Annotated in this window: 18 protein-coding genes and 1 tRNA gene; 17 read left to right on the top strand and 2 right to left on the bottom strand. The window is 53.3% G+C overall.

What is annotated here, in order from left to right; all coding sequences use genetic code 11:
• Positions 1–204 precede the first annotated feature (204 nt).
• The 4 genes from IB250_RS27100 to IB250_RS27085 all read left to right on the top strand — a co-directional run bounded on the left by IB250_RS27100 (position 205) and on the right by IB250_RS27085 (position 3220).
• Positions 205–1263 carry a PDDEXK nuclease domain-containing protein gene (locus IB250_RS27100; protein ID WP_192346651.1) on the top strand — a complete coding sequence of 353 codons (1059 nt, stop codon included), beginning with the start codon at positions 205–207 and terminating at the stop codon, positions 1261–1263.
• 69 nt (positions 1264–1332) lie between these two features.
• Positions 1333–2307 carry an alpha/beta fold hydrolase gene (locus tag IB250_RS27095; protein ID WP_192346649.1) on the top strand — a complete coding sequence of 325 codons (975 nt, stop codon included), beginning with the start codon at positions 1333–1335 and terminating at the stop codon, positions 2305–2307.
• Positions 2308–2344: 37 nt separating this feature from the next.
• Positions 2345–2761, top strand: coding sequence for a hypothetical protein (locus IB250_RS27090; protein WP_192346647.1), 417 nt, complete (start codon positions 2345–2347; stop codon positions 2759–2761).
• 6 nt (positions 2762–2767) lie between these two features.
• On the top strand, positions 2768–3220 hold the full coding sequence (locus IB250_RS27085) for a hypothetical protein (protein WP_192346645.1): 453 nt from the start codon (positions 2768–2770) through the stop codon (positions 3218–3220).
• A gap of 244 nt (positions 3221–3464) precedes the next feature.
• Here the strand turns inward: IB250_RS27085 and gabP are convergent, their stop codons facing one another.
• Positions 3465–4859 (bottom strand): GABA permease, encoded by a 1395-nt coding sequence (gene gabP / locus IB250_RS27080; RefSeq protein ID WP_123498404.1) that lies wholly within the window; start codon positions 4857–4859, stop codon positions 3465–3467.
• 547 nt (positions 4860–5406) lie between these two features.
• Between gabP and IB250_RS27075 the strand changes: the two genes are divergently transcribed.
• From IB250_RS27075 to IB250_RS27020, 13 genes are all read left to right on the top strand, one after another.
• Positions 5407–6180 carry an ABC transporter ATP-binding protein gene (locus tag IB250_RS27075; RefSeq protein ID WP_007897462.1) on the top strand — a complete coding sequence of 258 codons (774 nt, stop codon included), beginning with the start codon at positions 5407–5409 and terminating at the stop codon, positions 6178–6180.
• A 13-nt stretch (positions 6181–6193) separates the two neighbouring features.
• Positions 6194–6940 (top strand): ABC transporter substrate-binding protein, encoded by a 747-nt coding sequence (locus tag IB250_RS27070; RefSeq protein WP_192346643.1) that lies wholly within the window; start codon positions 6194–6196, stop codon positions 6938–6940.
• Positions 6941–7018: 78 nt separating this feature from the next.
• Positions 7019–7714 carry an ABC transporter permease gene (locus tag IB250_RS27065; protein WP_008068748.1) on the top strand — a complete coding sequence of 232 codons (696 nt, stop codon included), beginning with the start codon at positions 7019–7021 and terminating at the stop codon, positions 7712–7714.
• Positions 7711–8400 carry an ABC transporter permease gene (locus IB250_RS27060; protein WP_123498398.1) on the top strand — a complete coding sequence of 230 codons (690 nt, stop codon included), beginning with the start codon at positions 7711–7713 and terminating at the stop codon, positions 8398–8400. Before IB250_RS27065 ends, IB250_RS27060 begins: the two co-directional genes overlap by 4 nt.
• On the top strand, positions 8381–9610 hold the full coding sequence (locus IB250_RS27055) for a methyltransferase (protein ID WP_192346641.1): 1230 nt from the start codon (positions 8381–8383) through the stop codon (positions 9608–9610). The genes IB250_RS27060 and IB250_RS27055 overlap by 20 nt, the downstream gene beginning before the upstream one ends.
• Positions 9611–9953: 343 nt before the next feature.
• Entirely contained in the window at positions 9954–10778 is an 825-nt protein-coding gene (locus tag IB250_RS27050; RefSeq protein WP_192346639.1) for an FkbM family methyltransferase, read from the top strand.
• A 78-nt stretch (positions 10779–10856) separates the two neighbouring features.
• Positions 10857–10932, top strand: a tRNA-Thr gene (locus tag IB250_RS27045).
• A 165-nt stretch (positions 10933–11097) separates the two neighbouring features.
• Entirely contained in the window at positions 11098–12426 is a 1329-nt protein-coding gene (locus IB250_RS27040; protein ID WP_192346637.1) for a tyrosine-type recombinase/integrase, read from the top strand.
• Between the two features lie 905 nt (positions 12427–13331).
• Positions 13332–14312 carry an integrase domain-containing protein gene (locus tag IB250_RS27035; RefSeq protein WP_192346636.1) on the top strand — a complete coding sequence of 327 codons (981 nt, stop codon included), beginning with the start codon at positions 13332–13334 and terminating at the stop codon, positions 14310–14312.
• Complete coding sequence (locus IB250_RS28770; protein WP_225603877.1) at positions 14309–14584, top strand: hypothetical protein; 276 nt, start codon at positions 14309–14311, stop codon at positions 14582–14584. The genes IB250_RS27035 and IB250_RS28770 overlap by 4 nt, the downstream gene beginning before the upstream one ends.
• 254 nt (positions 14585–14838) lie before the next feature.
• The gene (drt3a, locus tag IB250_RS27030; protein WP_192346634.1) at positions 14839–16119 is read left to right on the top strand and encodes an antiviral reverse transcriptase Drt3a; all 1281 of its coding nucleotides are present in this window, start codon (positions 14839–14841) and stop codon (positions 16117–16119) included.
• The gene (gene drt3b, locus IB250_RS27025; RefSeq protein ID WP_192346632.1) at positions 16116–18140 is read left to right on the top strand and encodes an antiviral reverse transcriptase Drt3b; all 2025 of its coding nucleotides are present in this window, start codon (positions 16116–16118) and stop codon (positions 18138–18140) included. Before drt3a ends, drt3b begins: the two co-directional genes overlap by 4 nt.
• 860 nt (positions 18141–19000) lie before the next feature.
• The gene (locus IB250_RS27020; RefSeq protein ID WP_192346631.1) at positions 19001–19879 is read left to right on the top strand and encodes a DUF5677 domain-containing protein; all 879 of its coding nucleotides are present in this window, start codon (positions 19001–19003) and stop codon (positions 19877–19879) included.
• 465 nt (positions 19880–20344) lie between these two features.
• On the opposite strand, the gene IB250_RS27015 is transcribed toward IB250_RS27020, so the two are convergent.
• A complete protein-coding gene (locus tag IB250_RS27015) occupies positions 20345–20986 on the bottom strand; it encodes a BRCT domain-containing protein (protein ID WP_192346629.1) in 642 nt (213 codons plus the stop codon).
• Between the last annotated feature and the right edge of the window lie 239 nt (positions 20987–21225).

Here is a 21225-nt window from a genome sequence, read left to right as displayed (position 1 = left end):
AATGTTCAAGTTTTAGATCGATTAGCACTTGGGCTCACTGCGAATCGGACTACGTGATGCGCTCCTCATGCATGGGCTTCCGTCGGCCCGGTCCTGCAAAGTAAATTCGCCTTTCCTTCCGATTTACCAGCCGCGCCCGGCATCGCGGACTATCACTCTCTTGCCATCCTCTTCCGCCTGTTTCCTTCAGCCGCGGAAAATGTCATGAGCCCTCTCAAACCCGGTAACACTCAAGATCCACAAATCACTTCACTGCTCGGCAATCTTGGCGAATTGATCCGCGAAGCGCGTCAGAAGGTATTGCGAGCGGTCGATACCGTTCAGGTGCAAACCTGTTGGCAGATCGGACGGCATATTGTGGAGTTCGAGCAGGAAGGCGCTCGGCGGGCGGTGTATGGCAAGCAGTTGCTGTCGACACTGGCGAAAGTTCTGACGTCGGAGTTTGGGAAAGGCTTCGACGCTTCCAACCTTCGCTACATGCGCCAGTTCTATCAAGCATTCCCAATTCGTGACGCACTGCGTCACGAATTGAGCTGGACCCACTACCGCAGACTGCTACGAGTCGACAACGACAACGCTCGCCACTGGTACATGAACGAATCTGCTCTGCAGAACTGGTCAAGTCGCGCCCTCGAGCGCCAAATCAATACCCTCTATTACGAACGCCTGCTGGCGAGCCGCGACCGGGCTGCCGTCAAACAGGAAGCCGACACCAACATCCAGCAAATGAACGCCAGCCCTCGGGAGTTCATCCGTGACCCCGTGCTACTGGAGTTTCTCGGCCTGCCCAATGCGGGCTTGATCCAGGAAAGCGAACTTGAACAAGCCTTGATCGATCAACTTCAGGGCTTCCTGCTCGAACTGGGCAAAGGCTTCGCCTTCATCGCTCGCCAGCAACGCATCAGTACCGAGAGCAAAGACTTCTACATCGACCTGGTGTTCTACAACTACCTGCTCAAGTGCTTCGTCATCTTCGACCTCAAGCGCGGCGTACTGACACACCAGGATGTCGGCCAGATGGACATGTACGTGCGCATGTACGACGACCTCAAGCGCGGACCGGAGGATAGCCCCACCGTCGGCCTTATTCTCTGCGCGCAAAAAGATGAATCGGTGGTGCGCTATTCAGTGCTGCAAGGCAACGAACAACTGTTCGCCAGTACCTACCGGTTGGTGTTGCCGAGCGAGGAGGAACTTCGCACAGAACTGGATCGGGAATGGGCGGTGCTTGAGGAGCGGTTACTCAAGCAGAGGCTCCGATAAGCGCGGGTGGATTGTTCATAAACGGCGTGAAGACTATGGTGGTTCGCTAACCGCAAAGGTTCAAAGCCGATGAATTTGCAGGAAATGCCCTCACTGGCCCCGACGCAACTTGAATTGCCGTTACCCACCGGCACACCTGGTGAATCTTTCAACGAACCCGCCGCCGACGGCTTCATCCTTGGCGGATTCACCTGGCGGCATACGAATCAAGACCCAACCCGTGCGGTGGTGATCATCAACGCTGCGACTTCAGTCCGTTGCCGACACTACTCGCGTTTCGCCGATTACCTGTTCACCAACGGCTTCGACGTGATCACCTATGACTACCGCGGCATCGGCGAGTCGCGCCCCGCGTCATTGAAAGGGCTTGAGGCTTCTTGGTCCGACTGGGGCGCGCTGGATTTCGAGGCGATGCTGCAAAGGGCGCAACGCGAGTTTGCAGGACAACCCATCAATGTCGTCGGCCACAGCTTCGGCGGCTGTGCGGCAGGGCTGGGCGCCTCGGGGCATGTGATCCGACGCCTGGTGACAGTGGGTGCGCAGTTCGCTTACTGGCGCGACTATGCCCCCGCCCATCGCTGGCGAATGTTTGGGAAGTGGCACGTGACGATGCCATTGATGACCCTGCTTTATGGCTATTTTCCCGGCAAACGCCTCGGCTGGCTCGAAGACACCCCGGCCGGTGTAGTCCGCGACTGGAGCATGCCCACCGCCCGATACGAGAAACGCCCCAGCGGTCGTGTCATCCACGCCAAAAACGGTCAGCTCCCCTTCGCCAATGTCACCGCCCAAACCCTGGCCATCAGCCTCAGTGACGATCCCTATGGCACCATTGCGGCCATCGAACGCCTGCTCAGCTACTTCACTGGCAGTACAAACACCCACCTGCGAATCACCCCTGAAGACATCGGCGAAGAAGAAGTCGGACATTTCGCCTTTTTTCGTAGCGCATACCAAGCCACACTATGGCCCATTGCATTGTCCTGGCTGCGAACCGGCGAGCTGGCCCCCGATACACCCGGGCGGCGAGTGCCACGCAGTTGATGGATGCGCCCCCTCAACGAATTACGGAACGACGCCCATGGCCTCCGCCAACAAGCAGAACAAACGCGCCTCCCGCGCCAAAGCCAAGGCCAAGCAGAACCGCACCCAGCGGGCCGCCGCGCCGGTCGAGCTGGACCCGAACGACGATCGCATCGACTTCGAATCGGTGGACCTGACCGAACTGTTCAAGAAAATGATCGACGCCGAAAAAATCAGTCAGCGAGCGATGTGCGCAGCCTTCCTCGAAGACCCGCTGCTGGAACTGGTGTACGAGCAGGAAGGCGAAGAAGGCGCAATGGACTTCATCCTCGCGGCACTGATCGAATATCGCCAATGGTCCACCGAGACTGACGAAGCCGGCGCCCTGGCGTGGATCGAATCTGCGGCCTTCCAGGCTGACTACGTGGCGGCGTCCGACACTATCGCAGCCCAAACCCAACAGAAACCAGACTGAGTTCCCATGGCATCCCTGAACAAGCAACAGAAACGCGCCAAACGCGCCAAAATCAAAGCCAAGCAAATCAATATCCACGGCAGAAAACCCGCCGCACTGGACGATGATCTGGGCGACATCGGTGAGCCGATCCCGGAATACACCTTGGCGATGTTCAGCAAAATGCGTGACGCCGAGGCTACCAGCCGCAACGACATGCTGCTGACCCTGCTGTCGAACCTCGCCGGGATCATCAGCGATCATCCAGAACTGCTGGACATGGAAAACGCCGACAACGAAGCCATGGCCGCCACACATTTGGCCGCCGACATGCTGATCGACTACCGCATGTGGGCAGATGGCATGGACCGCGACGCCGCCCAGGCCTGGCTGACCGACCCGCAATTCATCACCGACTTTGGCGATGCGCTGGACAGTTATCGTCAGTCCCTGGATGTCCAGGAAGAAAAGGCCGAGTAAACGCCGGCGTTAAGCCGTAACACGATCTGTAGCAGCTGGCGAAGCCTGCGTTCGGCTGCGCAGCAGTCGTGAAGTCAGGCGACGCGGTTTATCAGGATGACCTCGCGAGCAGGTTTTTACGACTGCTGCGCAGCCGAACGCAGGCTTCGCCAGCTGCTACAAGTTTTGCGCTGTTGCTTGATTAGAAACAAAAACGGCCGCTTGTCATCACTGACAGCGGCCGTTTTGCGTTACGCGGTACGAATCAGTTCAGCACCACCGCGCCCACTTTCTGCAGCTTACGACGGCGAGCTACCAGCAACCCCGCCGCCACCACGAGTGCGCTTAGCAGGCCGGTCGCGAGGATCTCCACGCGATGGGCTTCCTGGAACAGCATGATGGTCAGGGCCGCAACGATGAATACGATCACTGCGTAGGTCAGGCCCGGGAACAGCCACATGCTGAAGGCGATTTTTTCACCGCGAGCCATACGCTGTTTGCGCATACGCAGTTGCGAAATCGCGATCACCAGGTACACCAGCAACGCGATGGCGCCCGAGCTGGCCAGCAGGAATTCGAATACAGCGGCCGGGGCCACGTAGTTAGCGAACACTGCAATAAACGCAGCAGCGGTCGACAGCATCACAGCCCAGTAAGGTGTGCCGCTGCTGTTGGTGCGCTGGGAAACGGCCGGCGCATCGCCGCGTTTGCCCAACGAGAACATCATGCGCGAAGCAGTGTAGAGCGCCGAGTTGAGGCAGCTGGTTACCGCAACCAGAACCACGATATCGACGATCAGCTTGGCATTCGGGATACCCATGCGCTCCAGCACAGTCTGGTAGGAACCGACACTGGCCAGAATCGGGTCATTCCATGGCACCAAGGCCACAACGATGAAGATGGAGACAAGGTAGAACAAGCCAATCCGCCAGATCACCGAGTTGGTAGCCTTGGAAATCTGCTGGCCAGGGTTCTTCGATTCCGCGGCCGCGATGGTCACGATCTCGGTGCCCATGAAGGAAAACATAGTGGTCAGGATGGCACCCAGCACCGCGCCCATGCCGTTTGGCAGGAAGCCTTGAGTGTCAAACAAATGCGACACGCCGCTGACCTGGCTGGTCGGCAGGAAGCCGAAGATTGCCAGAATGCCAAGACCGATAAAGCCAATGATCGCAATGACTTTGACCAGGGCGAACCAGAACTCGAATTCTCCATAGTTCTTCACACTGAACAGGTTGGTCACGGTCAGCAGCAAGGTGATAACCAAGGTGAAGGCCCAGATCGCCACATTCGGGAACCAGGCATGCAGGATGGTCGCGGCGGCGTTTGCCTCCAGCGGGATGACCAAAACCCAGAACCACCAGTAGAGCCAGCCGATGGTGAAACCGGCCCAGTGACCAATCGCGCGATCGGCGTACGTCGAGAAGGACCCTGTGTCTGGCGATGCAACGGCCATCTCGCCGAGCATTCGCATGACCAGAACCACTAGGGCACCGGCGGCCGCGTAAGCCAACAGCACGGCCGGGCCAGCAGCGGCAATGGCGTGGCCGGAGCCGACGAACAGGCCGGCGCCGATGACTCCGGCGATCGACAGCATGGTCACATGACGCGGTTTTAGCCCCTGTTCAAGGCCATTGGAGGAGCTTTGGCTACTGCTCATTAAAACTACCTTTGCAAGTAAAGCGATGACGTCGGCCCGAAATCCCTTCTCGTAAAAAGAATCCAACAGGGCGTTTCTTATTCTGCACGCAATAATTGCGCCAAAATGTTTCACGCGCCCGTTACACGGGGCCTGCACGCTGATCGAGCAGTTATCGCAAGTCATTGAGATTAATGGCATTTCGCCAGAGCGTTACTCTGCCACCCACTTCAGTAACGAATCTGCGCACCAAAAACACATCAAGAAATACAGGTAGGCACAATAAAAGTGCAGTTCGGGTACGTTTGTCCGGTTGGCGCTTCCAACACCCCGCCAAAGCTGGCAACATCGCGCCTTTTTTTACGCGACAGCCACGTCCAAGCGTGTTCAAACGGCTGTTCGGTTGTTGATGGGGCGACAGTCTGCTGTGCCGATGCGACAACCTGCCACATGCCACCCGTTTACCGTCCATAGCGCTGTTGGCTGCCATTCGAACGCTATGCTAGCTTGGCCGCCTCGCCAGGAAGGCCGCCAATAGCAGGAGCGCAAAACACTATGAGGAACGCACATGGCTGAGGCCACGCCCGCGCTTGAAATCCGCAACTTGCACAAACGCTACGGACAGCTTGAGGTGCTCAAAGGCATCTCGCTGACCGCCCGCGACGGCGATGTGATCTCGATCCTGGGTTCCTCCGGTTCCGGCAAGTCCACATTCCTGCGTTGCATCAACCTGCTGGAAAACCCGCATCAGGGCCAGATCCTGGTAGCCGGCGAAGAACTCAAGCTCAAAGCCGCCAAGAACGGCGAACTGGTCGCTGCCGACGGCAAGCAGATCAATCGCCTGCGCAGCGAGATCGGTTTTGTATTTCAAAACTTTAATCTCTGGCCGCACATGAGCGTGCTCGACAACATCATCGAAGCCCCGCGCCGCGTACTCGGGCAGAGTAAGGCCGAAGCCATTGAAGTCGCCGAAGCCTTACTGGCCAAGGTCGGCATCGCTGACAAACGCCACGCTTACCCGGCGCAACTCTCCGGCGGCCAGCAGCAACGCGCAGCCATCGCCCGCACCCTGGCGATGCAGCCCAAGGTCATTCTGTTCGACGAACCCACCTCCGCCCTTGACCCGGAAATGGTCCAGGAAGTACTTAATGTCATCCGCGCATTGGCCGAAGAAGGCCGCACCATGCTGCTCGTGACCCATGAAATGGGCTTTGCCCGTCAGGTTTCCAGCGAAGTGGTGTTCCTCCACCAAGGCCTGGTAGAAGAGCAAGGATCGCCACAGCAGGTGTTCGAGAACCCGCTTTCGGCGCGCTGCAAACAATTCATGTCCAGCAACCGCTAACGGAGCTACCCGCATGCAGAACTACAAAAAAATCTTCCTGGCCGCTGCTGTCACCCTGGCCTTCAGCGCCGGTGCCGCCGCCGAGACCTTGAAGATGGGCATCGAAGCGGCCTACCCGCCGTTCAACAACAAAGATGCCAGTGGCAATGTCGTCGGCTTCGACAAAGATATCGGTGATGCCCTGTGCGCCAAGATGAAAGTCGAGTGCACCGTGGTCACCTCCGACTGGGACGGCATCATCCCGGCCTTGAACGCCAAGAAGTTCGACTTCCTGATCTCCTCGATGTCGATCACCGACGAGCGCAAGCAAGCGGTGGACTTCACCGAACCTTACTACTCCAACAAGCTGCAGTTCATCGCACCGAAAAACGTCGATTTCAAAACCGACAAGGCTTCGCTGCAAGGCAAGGTGATCGGCGCTCAACGCGCGACCCTGGCCGGCACCTGGCTGGAAGACAACATGGAAGGCGTCGAAATCAAACTCTACGACACCCAGGAAAACGCCTACCTGGACCTGACTTCGGGTCGTCTGGACGCCATCCTGGCCGACAAGTACGTCAACTACGAATGGCTGAAAAGCGACGCCGGTCGTGCTTACGAATTCAAGGGCGATCCGGTGGAAGAAAGCGACAAGATCGGTATCGCTGTGCGCAAGAATGACCCGATCCGCGAGAAGCTGAACACCGCGCTGAAAGAAATCGTCGCTGACGGTACTTACAAAAGCATCAACGACAAGTACTTCCCGTTCAGCATCTATTGATTCTGACCTGCCTGGCCGGCGCCGTTTTCTGACGGTGCCGGTCCTTCGCATTGCCTGCCGCGATTTGAAAAGAAATCCATGATTATCGACCTCTACGGATTCGGCCCGGCGCTCGCCGCTGGTGCGCTGATGACTGTGAAACTGGCACTCTCGGCCTTGTGCCTGGGGCTGGTGCTCGGTCTGCTCGGCGCCTTGGCCAAGACTTCCCCGTACAAGCCGCTGCAATGGCTTGGCGGCACTTATTCCACGCTGGTTCGCGGCATCCCGGAATTGCTCTGGGTGCTGTTGATCTACTTCGGCACAGTCAACCTGATGCGTGCCTTGGGCGAGTTCTTCGGCAACCCCGACCTCGAACTCAACGCCTTCGCCGCCGGTGTGATTGCCCTGGGGCTGTGCTTCGGCGCCTACGCCACGGAAGTGTTTCGCGGTGCGATTCTGGCAATCCCAAAGGGTCACCGTGAAGCCGGCGTGGCCCTGGGCCTGTCGAAATTTCGCATCTTTACCCGGCTGATCATGCCGCAGATGTGGCGCATCGCCCTTCCCGGCCTGGGCAACCTGTTCATGATCCTGATGAAAGACACTGCGCTGGTCTCCGTCATCGGCCTGGAAGAAATCATGCGTCACACACAAATCGGCGTGACCATATCCAAGCAACCGTTCACCTTCTATATGGTGGCCGCCTTCATGTATCTGGGCCTGACCATTCTGGCCATGACCGGCATGCACTTTATGGAACGACGTGCCGCTCGCGGCTTCGCGAGGAGCACCCAATGAACTGGGAAGTCATCATCAAGTGGCTGCCAAAACTGGCTCAGGGCGCGACGCTGACCCTGGAACTGGTGGCCATCGCCGTGATCGCCGGGTTGCTGCTGGCGATTCCGCTGGGCATCGCTCGCTCGTCACGACTCTGGTACGTGCGGGCATTCCCCTACGGCTACATCTTCTTTTTCCGTGGTACACCGTTGCTGGTTCAGCTGTTCCTGGTCTACTACGGCCTGGCGCAGTTCGACGCGGTGCGTAACAGCTCGATGTGGCCCTACCTGCGCAGTCCATTCTGGTGCGCCACGGCGACCATGACCCTACACACCGCGGCCTACATCGCCGAGATCCTGCGCGGCGCGATCCAGGCCATTCCACCGGGCGAGATCGAAGCGGCGCGGGCGCTGGGCATGTCTCGGGCCAAAGCCCTGTTCTACATCATGCTGCCGCGGGCGGCGCGCATCGGCCTGCCGGCCTACAGCAACGAAGTGATCCTGATGCTCAAGGCCAGTGCCCTGGCCAGCACCGTGACCTTGCTAGAGTTGACCGGCATGGCTCGCACCATCATCGCCCGCACCTACTTGCCGGTGGAGATCTTCTTCGCCGCGGGCATGTTCTATCTGCTGATGGCTTACGTGCTGGTTCGTGGCTTCAAGCTGCTGGAGCGCTGGCTGCGCGTCGATGCCTGCCAAGGGCGTTGATTCCTGCGTGCTGACGGGCGAGGCCCTGCTCGCCCGTTTCACCGCGCTGGATGCTTTTCTGATCGAGCATCAAGCGCTATGGAAACCTCGACCGTTTACCCACCTGCAACTGCCTTGGGAAGCGTCCTACCCGGAGTTGGCGCTTTGGCTACGCGGACGGTCACTGGAGGATGCGGAAAGCAGTCATAACCAACCTTGTTTGCTTGATGCGCCGGAGCCATTTGCCTCATTGGCGGCGATGTCTGCTGACCTGAGCACGGTGGGTGAATTACCAGCTCGTACACTTGAAGCGGCAGGTCATCGATTGAATGTGGATGTGCCGGGACGCAAATGGCAGCAGATTGAAGCGTTCGCCGGTCGCCTGCAGTTTGCTCATGCACCGACGCATTGGCTGGATTGGTGTTCGGGAAAGGGCCATTTGGGGCGGCGCCTGCTGCAAACCGGGCAACAACTGACCTGCCTGGAGTTCGACCCGGCGCTCGTCGCCAGCGGCCAGGCACTCAGCCAGCGTCATCAGTTGCCTGCGCTGCATGTCGAGCAGGATGTGCTCGCGCCAGGCGCAGCCTCCTTATTGAACGCCGATCACACGCCCGTAGCGCTGCACGCCTGCGGTGATCTGCATGTGCGACTGATCCAGCTCGCCAGCGCCGCCGGTTGCAAACAACTGGCCATCGCACCGTGCTGCTACAACCGGATCAGTCCGGACACCTATCAGCCGCTTTCCCGCGCGGCTGAGCGCTCCGACCTACGTCTCTCCCTTGATGATCTTGCGCTGCCGATGAGCGAAACCGTCACCGCCGGCGCTCGCGTCCGACGCCAGCGCGACACCTCCATGGCCCGGCGCCTGGCGTTCGACTTGCTGCAACGGCAACTGCGAGGCGTCGACGAATACCTGCCAACCCCTTCTCTGCCCAGCGCCTGGCTGGACAAGCCTTTCTCCGATTACTGCCGCGATCTGGCAGCACTCAAAGACTTATCCACAGTTGGTGCCCCAGATTGGACTACACTCGAAACCGCCGGTTGGCAGCGATTGGCCGAAGTGCGCAACCTGGAGCTGCTGCGAGGCCTTTTCCGACGACCGCTGGAGCTGTGGCTGGTACTTGATCGGGCACTTTTCCTCATTGAACAGGGTTACACCGTTCGTCTCGGCACCTTCTGCAAAACTCCACTCACGCCGCGCAATTTCCTACTCCTGGCAGAACGTCCTTAAATAGCCACAGCCTGTGGATAACTCTGTTGATGGAATTATCGTGGATCCAATATCCGCGCCGTTTTACGCCTTAAACACTGCTGGTCATTTTTTGTTCACACAAATAAAAAACCCGCAAAACAGGCATTTGCGGACAAATGAGAACGAGTCTACAAAATCGTAATGAACAGGCAATCGCCCCTAGCCCATTGTGCATAAGCATTTCATCAAAACGACATAACCGCCGAACACCGGACATCCAGAGCGGAAAATTGCACCTTGCAACGTCCCTTGCTATACACGCATACAAGGACGCCGACAGTGCGGACATGAACAAGAAAAATCTGACCGACAGGATGCGACCGTGACGTTCATTTCTTACGCCCAGAATTTCGAAGACATCCGCCTGTGGCGCGCCCTCAAATACGTCGAAAATGGGTTTTATATCGATATCGGGGCCAACCACCCCACCCAAGACTCCGTCACCAAGGCCTTCTATGACCGCGGCTGGACCGGCATCAACGTCGAACCCATGCCAAATTATTACGACGCCCTGTGCGAGCAACGCCCCAACGACATCAACCTGCAATGCGTGGCCGGCGAAAGTGCCGACGACCTGACCTTCTACGGCATCGCCGGCACCGGCCTGTCGACCCTTGACCCGGCCCTGGCCCAGCAACACAAAGACGCCGGTATGGATGTGCGCAGCCAAACCGTCAAATCCCGCACCCTGGCCTCCATCTGCGAACAACACGCCGGGAACCGTCCGATTCACTTCTTGAAGATCGACGTCGAAGGCCACGAAGAAACCGTCCTGCGCGGCATGGACTTCACCCGATGGCGACCGTGGATCATCCTCATCGAAACCCCATGGGAACGCGACCAGACCTGGGAAACCCTCGTCACCGGCGCCGGCTACCAGTCCATCCTGTTCGACGGCATCAACACTTACTACCTCGCCGAAGAACACCTGGCCCTCAAACCCGCCTTCGACATCCCGCCCTGCAACCTGGACGAATTCCAGTTCTGCCGCGGCCACAACTTTAGCCACCCAGTCACCGACGCTGAAAACCACCTCGCCGCCGCCCTGCAACGCGCCGAACACGCCGAAGCGCAGTTGCGGGCGATGCAAAACAGCCGAGCCTGGCGTGCCCTGCAGAAACTCAAGAAAGTGCTGGTTCGCGCCTGACCAAACGCCTGCGTAAAAATAGTCTGAATTCAGGGGTTTACAGAACCAACCCAATCGCTATAATCGTCGCCCTAACATGCCGGTATAGCTCAGTTGGTAGAGCAACTGACTTGTAATCAGTAGGTCCCGGGTTCGACTCCTGGTGCCGGCACCACATTAGGCTCCATTGCATTCCATCGAATGCTCTGGAAGCCCCGAAAACCCGCCCTTTGGCGGGTTTTTTCGTTCCAGGACCCTCTGTCGGGATCCAACAAAATCCCCCTTCCCCGAGGGTATGTTAGGGGTACTGCGATTTCCCGGTCAGGAGCGCGTACCCCCTATGCCACGTCTAGCGATCCCCCTCAGCGACCTGCAATGCCGCACGGCCAAAACCCGCGAACGCGCCTACAAACTGTTCGACGGCGGAGGCATGTACCTTTTCGTCAAACCCAATGGCGTGAAGACCTGGCGCTTGAAGTACACCAAGCCCAGCGGCAAAGAAGGCACGCTCATCATCGGCAATTACCCCATCGTTACCCTTTCCGTCGCACGACGTAAGCGAGACGAAGCCAAGGCGTTGCTGCTCGACAACCTCGACCCAATGGAAGAAAAGAAGAAGGCCAAGATCGTAGCCCAGCGGGCGGCACTGCTTTTCGAAACCGTCGCCCTGGAGTGGCACGCTGATATGTCCCGCCGCTGGACCGAAGGCCACGCGAAAACCGTAATGAGCCGACTGCGCACCCACGTCTTCCCGCTAATCGGCCAACGACCCATCGCTGAACTCGATACCCACGACCTGCTAGAGATCACCCAGCGCATTAAGGAACGCGGCACCATGGATGTGGCGTTAAGGGTACAGAACTACTTATCCACCATCATGCGCGGGGCCAAAAGAGCTCGGCAGATCACCATGAATCCTGCACTGGATCTGGCAGGCTCAATTCACGCGCCGCGCACAGTCCATCGCCCGGCCCTATCCCTCAACCGCCTACCCGAACTGCTACACCGGATCGACAACTACAACGGCCGCGAACTGACGCGCCTCGCCGTCCTGTTGACGTTGCATGTATTCGTCCGCTCCAGCGAACTGCGCTTCGCTCGATGGAGTGAGTTCGACCTCCAACGCGCCATGTGGGAAATCCCCGATACACGCGCACCGATTGAAGGGGTACGCAACTCCACGCGCGGGACCAAGATGAACGGCGACATTCAAATGGTGCCGCTATCGCCGCAAGTTATCGAAATACTGGAGCGCCTGCGCAGCCTCAGTCGCTTTTCAGAGTTGGTGCTACCGGGCGACCACAAGTACTGGAAGCCCATGTCCGAGAACACGGTGAACACCATGCTCCGCAACGTCGGCTATGACACCAGCAAGGAAGTGTGCGGCCACGGCTTCAGGACCATGGCCTGTAGCGCCCTACTAGAGTCCGGGTTATGGACCGACGCAGCCATCGAACGGCAAATGAGCCACAAGGAACGCAACCGCGTGCGTGCCGCGTATATCCACAAGGCCGAATTCCTCGAACAGCGCCGGCTGATCATGGCGTGGTGGAGCAACTACATTGATGCCAACCGCAGTGGGCATGTAACGCCTCACGAATTCGCTCACCCGGTCGGCGACAACATTACCGCCCTACAAAATAAACGCGGCGCATCCAAACGTGGGTAAGCAATGAGATCACCGCAGTCCGCCCTTCCACGCGGTTCCATCCAAGCGGGGCTGCAAAGCCGCCCTGCTTGGATGGACCTCACTTAAAAAATCTAAAGCCCACGCAAACTGTCTGTGGAAAACCACTGATTTCCACCGGTGGATAGTTTCATCCACAGCCGCAGAACCCCCGAAAATTCGAGCCTTGACCCAAATTATCCACAGGCGTAGATAAGATCGGGCAAAGCGCTGTCGTTGACAGCAACCCAGGTAGCCAGAACCTTTAAGGCTACGCCACACCATGGTGGTTCTCCCAAAGTGCGATTAGCGTCCGGCGGCTCGTACGGTCACAGCGATGTGATGGATGCCTACTTTTACCAGTGTGCCCACTGCGGCAACTCATCCCCTTTCATAGCTGCCCTGCAGCAACCTATCCGCTTGGCCATTTCCTTGCGCCAACCTGCGCCCGTCTCTTTCTCCCGGAAAGAGACGGGCGCTCCTACCACTGCTGCAGCCCACCTCATACAAGGCTTTGCGGCATTCCCCCTCGTGACAATCGGCGTGACAAACACCGAAGTCACCCGCAACAGCGATGCAGATGATGGTGCCGCAACCCACGGAATGGACTGCACCTGACTGACAGTCAGGCATGCCCCGGTCATCGCTTCACTGCCTTCACCCGACTCAGGATCTCGCGGCGTTGGTCTCGTCAGCCAATGCAGCCTCCACCCGCCCACTTCCTCGGAAGTGTTCAGGAGGCCAGATCATGAGATACCCAGGCTCCCGGTCGTAAAGAGCCGCAGGTCCCGCGTTAGTGGACAACCCTCACAGGTCGCAGGGGCCTTGATCCCTGATAACACTCAACATTCTTGGCGGGATGACGTGAGGAAGGTTTTAAAAGTTTTGGCTTCGAGAGGAGTTCGAAAATGGCACTACTAGTAGGTAAACGTGACAGGCGCAATTTTGGCTATGGCCGGCAACTGAGCTATGCCGGGCCGCAAGCGCTGAAAGATCTATTTGGCTGCGGACATTACGGCACGGTCAAGGCGCACAGTGATCGCTGGCAGGCATTTGTACGCTGGTGTCGCTCCGAGAATGGGCCAGGGTTTAACGATGCGCGACAAATTGATCGGCAGACCTTGCTGGACTACGCCGGACATCTGCGTCAGCAAGTTGAACAAGGTGAGCTCGCCATCGCCACCGCGCAAAACCGGTTATCCAGTGTGAATCGGACCATGGCCGCGCTTCGCGGTGATCAATATGTGAAAGTGCCGAGTCCGAGCAAGGCGTTGGGAATGCGGCGCACCAGTGTTCGCACGACAGCTCCACAGGGCCAAGATCGTGAGCACGTGATGCGTATCGTCGAGGCGCTCCGCGAACAGCATCCCCGTGCTGCCGCCATCGCGCAGTTGGCGCGAGCCACCGGCATGCGTTTGCGTGAAGTCATATTGGCCGATATTCCCCGTCTACATCGTGAAGCCGAACGCTACGGCAAGATCAACATCCAGGAAGGCACCAAAGGTGGCCGCAGCGGTGCAAAAGCACCTCGCTGGATCAGAGTGGATGACTATATTTGCGAAGCGCTCAGATATCTCGAACAGGCATCTCCCGACGGGAGTCATAACCTGCTTACGCCGAACGAGAGCTACCTCAATTTTCAACGGGAAATCGTCCGCCCCGCACGGGGCCTCCTCCACACGAACGATCTCAAAGGATTCCACGAGCTGCGGGCGGCGTATGCCTGCGAACGCTATGAGCAAATCACCAATCACCTCGCGCCAATAAACGGCGGCAAATGCAGCCGGCTCGATCCACACCTTGATCGAGAGGCGCGCTCACAAATCAGCTACGAGTTGGGGCATGGCCGAATCGACGTGGTATCGGCCTACATCGGCGGTAAGGCATGAGCAAGCCATTCGATATGGAGTTGTTCCTAACTGGAGTGTTGACTGGCGGGCATGCTACACGCGAGCGGCACATACGTCAGGCCAAGGTTATCCAAGCTGCCATAGCCGGTCGCTGGCACCGACATACTCCATGGGCTTGGCAGCGAAAGCATCTGGTATGGTTCCTTACCCAGCACATGGACACGCGGGCCGAATCGACGCGTTACTACTATCTGCTGACCATCCGTTTGCTCACTCTTCGCTTAGGAAAAGCTTGGCAGTTCAAATCGTAGGCGAACCTGGGACCGACGACGTTTTATCCAAACCACCAGCAAAGAGCCTCAACGTATATTCGTGGGAGTCTTCCTAAACCTAAAAGAGCAGTGGTACTGTTGAGAGCAAGATCAGCAAAAAGTAATGCGTAGCATGCTCAACCTCTAGCTATATCCAGATTAAAAGGGGTCAGTCTAGAGATACCGATGGCGTTTAGTCATGCTAAGTGAGACGTTGGCGCGGTTACCACGTCTCAGCACCACAAGGAAGTCGTATGGCAAATCAAGCGTTCAGTAAATCTTCCCTTGCAAGATGTTTATGCCCGATAGATTTTTATAAAGAGCCAAAGTTAAGAAACCCTGCCTATCGGGACGGTATCATAGCTGCTGCTTTAGAAATCGCCGAAAACTGTCTAGCCAACCCGATTACACTCAAAACGCTTACACTAGCCGGGAAACAAGGCTATACAGCAAATGATCTTCCAAGCAAATTAATATTACGTCACTGCACCAAAAATATAATTTCCAGCACAAAAATAAAATTAAAAAATCGAACATCCATTGCAAGAGAACTAAAAATATATCTAAAAGAAGGAACGTCTTACAGAATTTATCGATACGATATAAAATCCTTCTTTGAAAACATTTCAGCAGCGAACTTATTACACAATTTAGAAAACAACAACAAACTATCAAAGCACACGAAAATCCTAGTAAGCGCACACCTACAAAATTTCAATACTCTATTCAGCCAAGGCATCCCGCGGGGAGTAGAGCCGAGCCCAATGCTTGCGGAAATTGCATTGGCGAAATTCGATATTGCAGTGAAGGCACATACTGAGGTTTTTTATTATGCTAGATTTGTCGACGACATTATAATTCTTACATCTTCAGAAGAAAACCAACAAAACTTTCATTCATGGCTATGTCAATTACTCCCGCCACCGTTAGAATTCAACAATAAGAAAACCGAAATAATTAGTATTCCACGACGAAACAAAGCGGGCGCAACAAACCCAGATGGAAAAATAAAAGCCAATTTTGATTTTCTTGGATACTCTTATACTGTAATTGACACCCCCCTACCTCTAGATAGCGATGGTAAAGAGAAAGTAAATACAGCCGAATCAATTTATAGAAAGGTCCTCATCGACATTTCCACAAGCAAACTAAAAAAACTAAAGGCCAAAATCTGTAAATCACTCTACAACTTCAGCAAAAACAAAGATTTCGCTTTGCTCGCAGACAGAATTAACTTTCTAGCAAGCAACAGAGATTTACGTCATAAGGACACTGGTAGACGCATCCCCACTGGAATCTACTACAATTATTCATCAATCAATCTTCCATCAAACAATCTCAACGAGATAGATAGCTTCTTAAAAAAACTAGTAACAAGCAAGCATCACAGACTAAGCCTTCGATATCAATCACTTCTGAATCCATCACAAAAAAAACAACTACTTAAATTAAGCTTTTTGCATGGATTTACAAATAGATCGCATAAAAAGTTTAGCCCACGCAGGTTGAAAAAAATCACAAGGATTTGGCTGTGAAAAAAAAGAATATCGTTAAAATAGACAAAAAGGATTTCTTTAGAGCGGTTCTCACCGACACCGCACCTTCAGACGTGCCTATCATATTTTCAAATGACGGCCTGTATATAAACCATCATAAAACCCAACAACTGCAAAACTCACCCACATTCAACATCATAAAATCCCTATATCTAAATATCATTAGCCCAATAGAAAACACAACACTAACTATTGAAGCCGCTACACAGAGTCAAAAAAAACAATCGCACCCTTTGAAATACAAAATCATAAAGAACAATTCAAGCCTAAGGACGTTATCACTTATTCATCCACGCGCTCAAAAAAATTACACTGAATTTTATAAAGAATACGGCGACGCGATAATTTCACTCTGTTCCTTAAGTCCATTTTCAATCAGAGCGCCTCAAAAAGTAGGAGGGTCATTTTATTCCAAAAATACCACCCCTCTGAACCAATACAAAGAAATTAATATCGACACCCTTGAAAATGAATTACACAGAAAGCATGCATCTTCTTTTTTTGCGTACAGAGGTTACGATCGAATTTATAAACTATACAACTCAAGCACTTACTTAAATTTAGAAAAACAATTTTCATCTATGTGGCTTCTCGACATCGCAAACTGCTTCCAAAGCATTTATACCCATACAATTTCTTGGGCAATAAAAAACAAAGATCACATTAAGAAATATGTGTCATTTAGAAGCCAGTTCTGTCAAGAATTCGACACTTTGATCCAACGCAGCAACAACAACGAAACCAACGGAATCCCCGTGGGCGCGGAAGTTAGTCGGATTTTTTCAGAGATAATTCTACAAGACATTGACATAAACGTCATCGAAGCTCTAAAGAAAATAAATTTACATGTAGGTCGAGATTATACAATTCTCAGATACGTCGATGACTATGTACTATTTTCAAGAAACGACTCAACATCAGAGCTTGTATTCGATACGATTTCAGATCAACTTGCTAGTTACAATCTCCATATTAGCGAATCAAAACTCAGAAAGTACAATCGCCCTTTCTGCACTGAAAAATCACAAATAATAATTGGCATAAAGGCATTCCTAGATGATTTAGAAAAAAATCTTTTCAATGTCCGGCATATAGATGAACACCGAGTCCTTTTCCCTAGAAAAATCTATCGAGAAGACCGTTTTACACACTCTTTCATTGAAAAGGTGAAAGCACTTATCAAGGATACAGGCAGAGGCTACTCTGAAGTTTCGGCATACCTAGTATCCATCCTATCAAAAAGAGCAATAGATCTAACAATCGGAGACAAGTACAACTCTCCAGAAAACAAACACGAACATGCCCTGATCCTCAGGGAGGCTATTTTAATAACGCTTAACCTCACGTTCTTCTTCTACAGCGTGAATCCAACTGTTTCCTCATCCAATAGACTTTCGAAAACTATTTTAATTATCGACAGATTCATTAAAATAAATTATCCCGACTTTTTAGATTTCATCAGAACTGAAATCATGACACATGTAAATGTTTTAAAATTCCATAGAGAAAAGAACGACGAGCGCAACGGATACATATCACTAGAACGACTCAATATAATTTTAGCAACTAGTGAATTCGGAGACAAATACCTAATTTCTCCGTCCAACTTCTCATATCTAGAAAAAGATGAAATCAATATAACTTACTTCGACATAGTCTCCCTTCTTTATTACTTCAAGTCACACAAAGAATACGACACAGCTAGATGCTGCTTGATAAAAATCGCCAAACAGAGACTTACACTTAACTTCAATCTTCACCAAGACTCTGAATCAGCTCATACGTTTTTAGACTTAGTCTGCTGCCCTTATTTAGACTCCGACACCAGAGGCGACCTTCTAAGCATTTATCTCACCACCTATGAAAAAAAACTGGCAATTAATCCAGGACTACTAGAAACGGCACTGACGGAGCTTTCTAACTCTTTTTGGTTCGTAAAGTGGAAAAATTTGGACCTTATAAAACTACTAGAACGAAAAGAGTTGAAATCCATTTACTAACATGATAAAAACCATCTGTTGTTTTGAGGCCAATATTGCTCCGGCCTGAAATTTGCGAATCCTCGGACAAGCAAGCTTAGGCACTTCACGTTGAATCAAGAGCCCGCCCGCAAGGCTTGCAATAGATTCATCGTTGAGAGGATTTCTCGAAAGCGAGCCTCACACACCTGATGCTGAGGCCTCTTTACAACACCTTTCTACACTCTTATTTGTTAATAACGTATAGTGATAGGCATTTACTGTGGTCGGCCACCTACTATCTGGCGTTTGTATTTCAGCCAAAACAGCAGAGCGTCGTATTGCAAGGCATAACTGTCCTGCGAGCCCCGGCTCGACTCCATTAAGCGCCATATAACCAGCTGGTTTATTTATAGTTACCAATCGGGGGATGCCATTCCCACCAAGTTCCAGAACTGCAGAAAACCAGGCCTCGCCACAAGCTACCGTTCATCCCGTGCCACACCACATCTCAAAGGCCCGCAATGCGGAGCTTTTCGGTTTTCTGGGGTTTGGAAAGCCACCGCTGCGAATTCTCCAAAGCGTCCACAAAATCTCCACGCCCTCTCAGCCATTGGCCGCCCCAGCGCTATACCAACTGCCTCACTCAAAGACTTTAGACGTGCTGCATGAGTCCGGCTAATGGGTGTCCACTTTTTTTCTTGGGCTAGCCTCAGCTCCCTAATATTAGTAAGTTGTGCAAGCAATCTTAACGACGCTGAGTTAGAGCTATACATTAAGATGAACAACGTTCAAAGTAGCGCAAAATTTTCTGACAGTCGACAATATGCTATATATAAAAACCAAATAGCGCATATATTAAGGCCCGGTTCAATTATAACCTACAGGATTTATACACAACAATGCCTCATATACCAAAATTCAGAAAAGCCTTTAAGATAGATAAAAAAGCAAACCTAATTGAGTCGGCAGTAGCCATTGAGTCGTGCGCCAAAGCAGATAAGATTCTTAATGACTACTTGGGAGAATACGAGCCAAAAGACAACAATGAAGGCTTTCGGATTCGCTCGCTTTTAAACCTGACTGGTCGTGTATACGAGCACGTCCAAGGAATGCTAGTTGCTATTTCGACAGGTTCGCCAGCAAGTGCGGAGGCATTAGCTAGGGTTGTTGTAGAAGGCTCAATAAACATTATGTACCTCGCCGAAAGAGGCGATTCAGCGACATTGATCAAATTTTTTCAATCATGGCTGAATGAGCACAATAGAAAACTCAATGAATGGAAGCAGAAAATACTACAAGGACCCGACGCAGAAGAAATATCGACCATGATAGAGGAAAGAAGAAAAGTCATTACCATATTAGACGAATTCGTTAAAGAAATCGAAGCTCAATGCTCTATAGATATATCCAACCCGGAGACTGACTGGCCTAAGTCGCTTTATAAAAGATTTGAAATACTTGGGCGCGAGACTGATTACTATGAAAGCTATCATCGCCTCAGCGGAGCAAGCCATATAACTGGTGAGGACACGCTTATGTGGCTTATGTTTATGCAAGCCTCACCCGAGCACAAAATAAAAGCAGGAAAGGAAGCTTGGGCTTACTCAACTATGATGACCAGAATCGCAAGTATATTTTTTGTAGACACTGCTTTCGCATGTGTTAAGGCCTATGGGCGTGAAAGCAATAAAGATCTATATCAATGCAGGCGCGAACTACAACTCGCTATCCATAAAATTGCACGACAGGCAGGTGTACCGCTGAGTGAATCGCCCTGATTGATTAGACACACCTGACTGGTTGCTTTGGGTCAACTCCTGCCGATTATCCATGGGAATAATCGGCAACGTTCAAACTCTAGAGGTTTACCATGCCGTATCCTGATCTGGATATTTTACGTGCGGTCGACAATGTGCTATCACCGTAACAAATCCCTGGTTCGATTCCACTGAAAGCCATAACTAGCTGATTTATTTATAGTTACTAGTTGGGGGACGCCGAATTTTCCAGCGAACTCCAGACGCCCGAAAAACCTAGCCCCGCAGAAACATACCGTTCGTCTGGTGCCGCACCATACAAAACGAAGCCCTCGCAGAAATGCGAGGGCTTTGTTTTGTTGTTTCTGGGTGTCCACTTTTCCTCCCCCCCTGAAAAACCTGTGGGAGCGAGCTTGCTCGCGATGAGGCCATCAACCCCACCGACAATCTTTCCCCCAAGACAACGGCCAGCCTTCCAGGACAGGCTCAACCAAACAGCATCTTTTGCCAGTGATCCTCACCCACAATGGCAATCGAAGCCCCCGCCTCCCGCAGCTCCACTGCCTTCATGATCTTCGTTCCGTAGGTGCTGTGGCGCCACTGCTCATTACCCACGCTGCCGACCACCAGGTAATGCACCTTCTTACTCACCCCACCACCAATCAAGCCGCCACGCTCCTCGACCAATGCCTGGCAATCTTTGCGTGGCCCAAAGGCCATGACGCCTGTAAATACAAACATTCGGCCATCCCACACTAACTCAGGGGCTGGGGAATTGAAGGGAAGGTCCGTTGGAGTAATGGCAACAGCTTCGCCGACCTTCGATCTCTCAATGCCCACGCCAGAAAAGCTACGCAGGATGTTAAGCAGCTCAAGAGACTCGTCCGGGTCCAGAGCATCGTCCTGAAGCATGGACGCCAGACGCGAATACAACAGATTGATCACCGGGTCATTTAGATGGGCGAGGTTGTTTTCCAACCATTGCTTTAGGAAAACCGCTTCGTTGGTGTTCACGACACCATCCGCCGTAATCCCCGCGGCCAGTCCCACCAAGGCATCGGCGGCGCGTCGATCGATACGGGCGTGGTGGAAGAATTTGCTGTTTTCGAACTCGTTGTGTAGGTCCATTACGGGGTTCCTTAGGATGGGTATCGGTTCAACACTGAAGCATTACCGGTTGGGGAAATGTTGTGTTCAAACCTAGCACTCCTGCGCACGGCCCCCCATTTTTTGATCGAGGAAATAAATCTGAGAATCATCTAGCCGGCCTCCCCACCTCACGGAGGTGGCGCAAAATTCAAGGTGCGAACTTAGACTTTTGCTGTGAGGAGGCCGTGATGAAATTCTGTGGCATAGACCTGCATTCA

Origin of the sequence: Pseudomonas sp. PDM09 (assembly GCF_014852305.1) — a bacterium.
Taxonomy (GTDB): Bacteria; Pseudomonadota; Gammaproteobacteria; order Pseudomonadales; family Pseudomonadaceae; genus Aquipseudomonas.
Note: the sequence above shows the minus strand (reverse complement) of the source record. Positions and strands in the feature narration are given on the sequence as shown.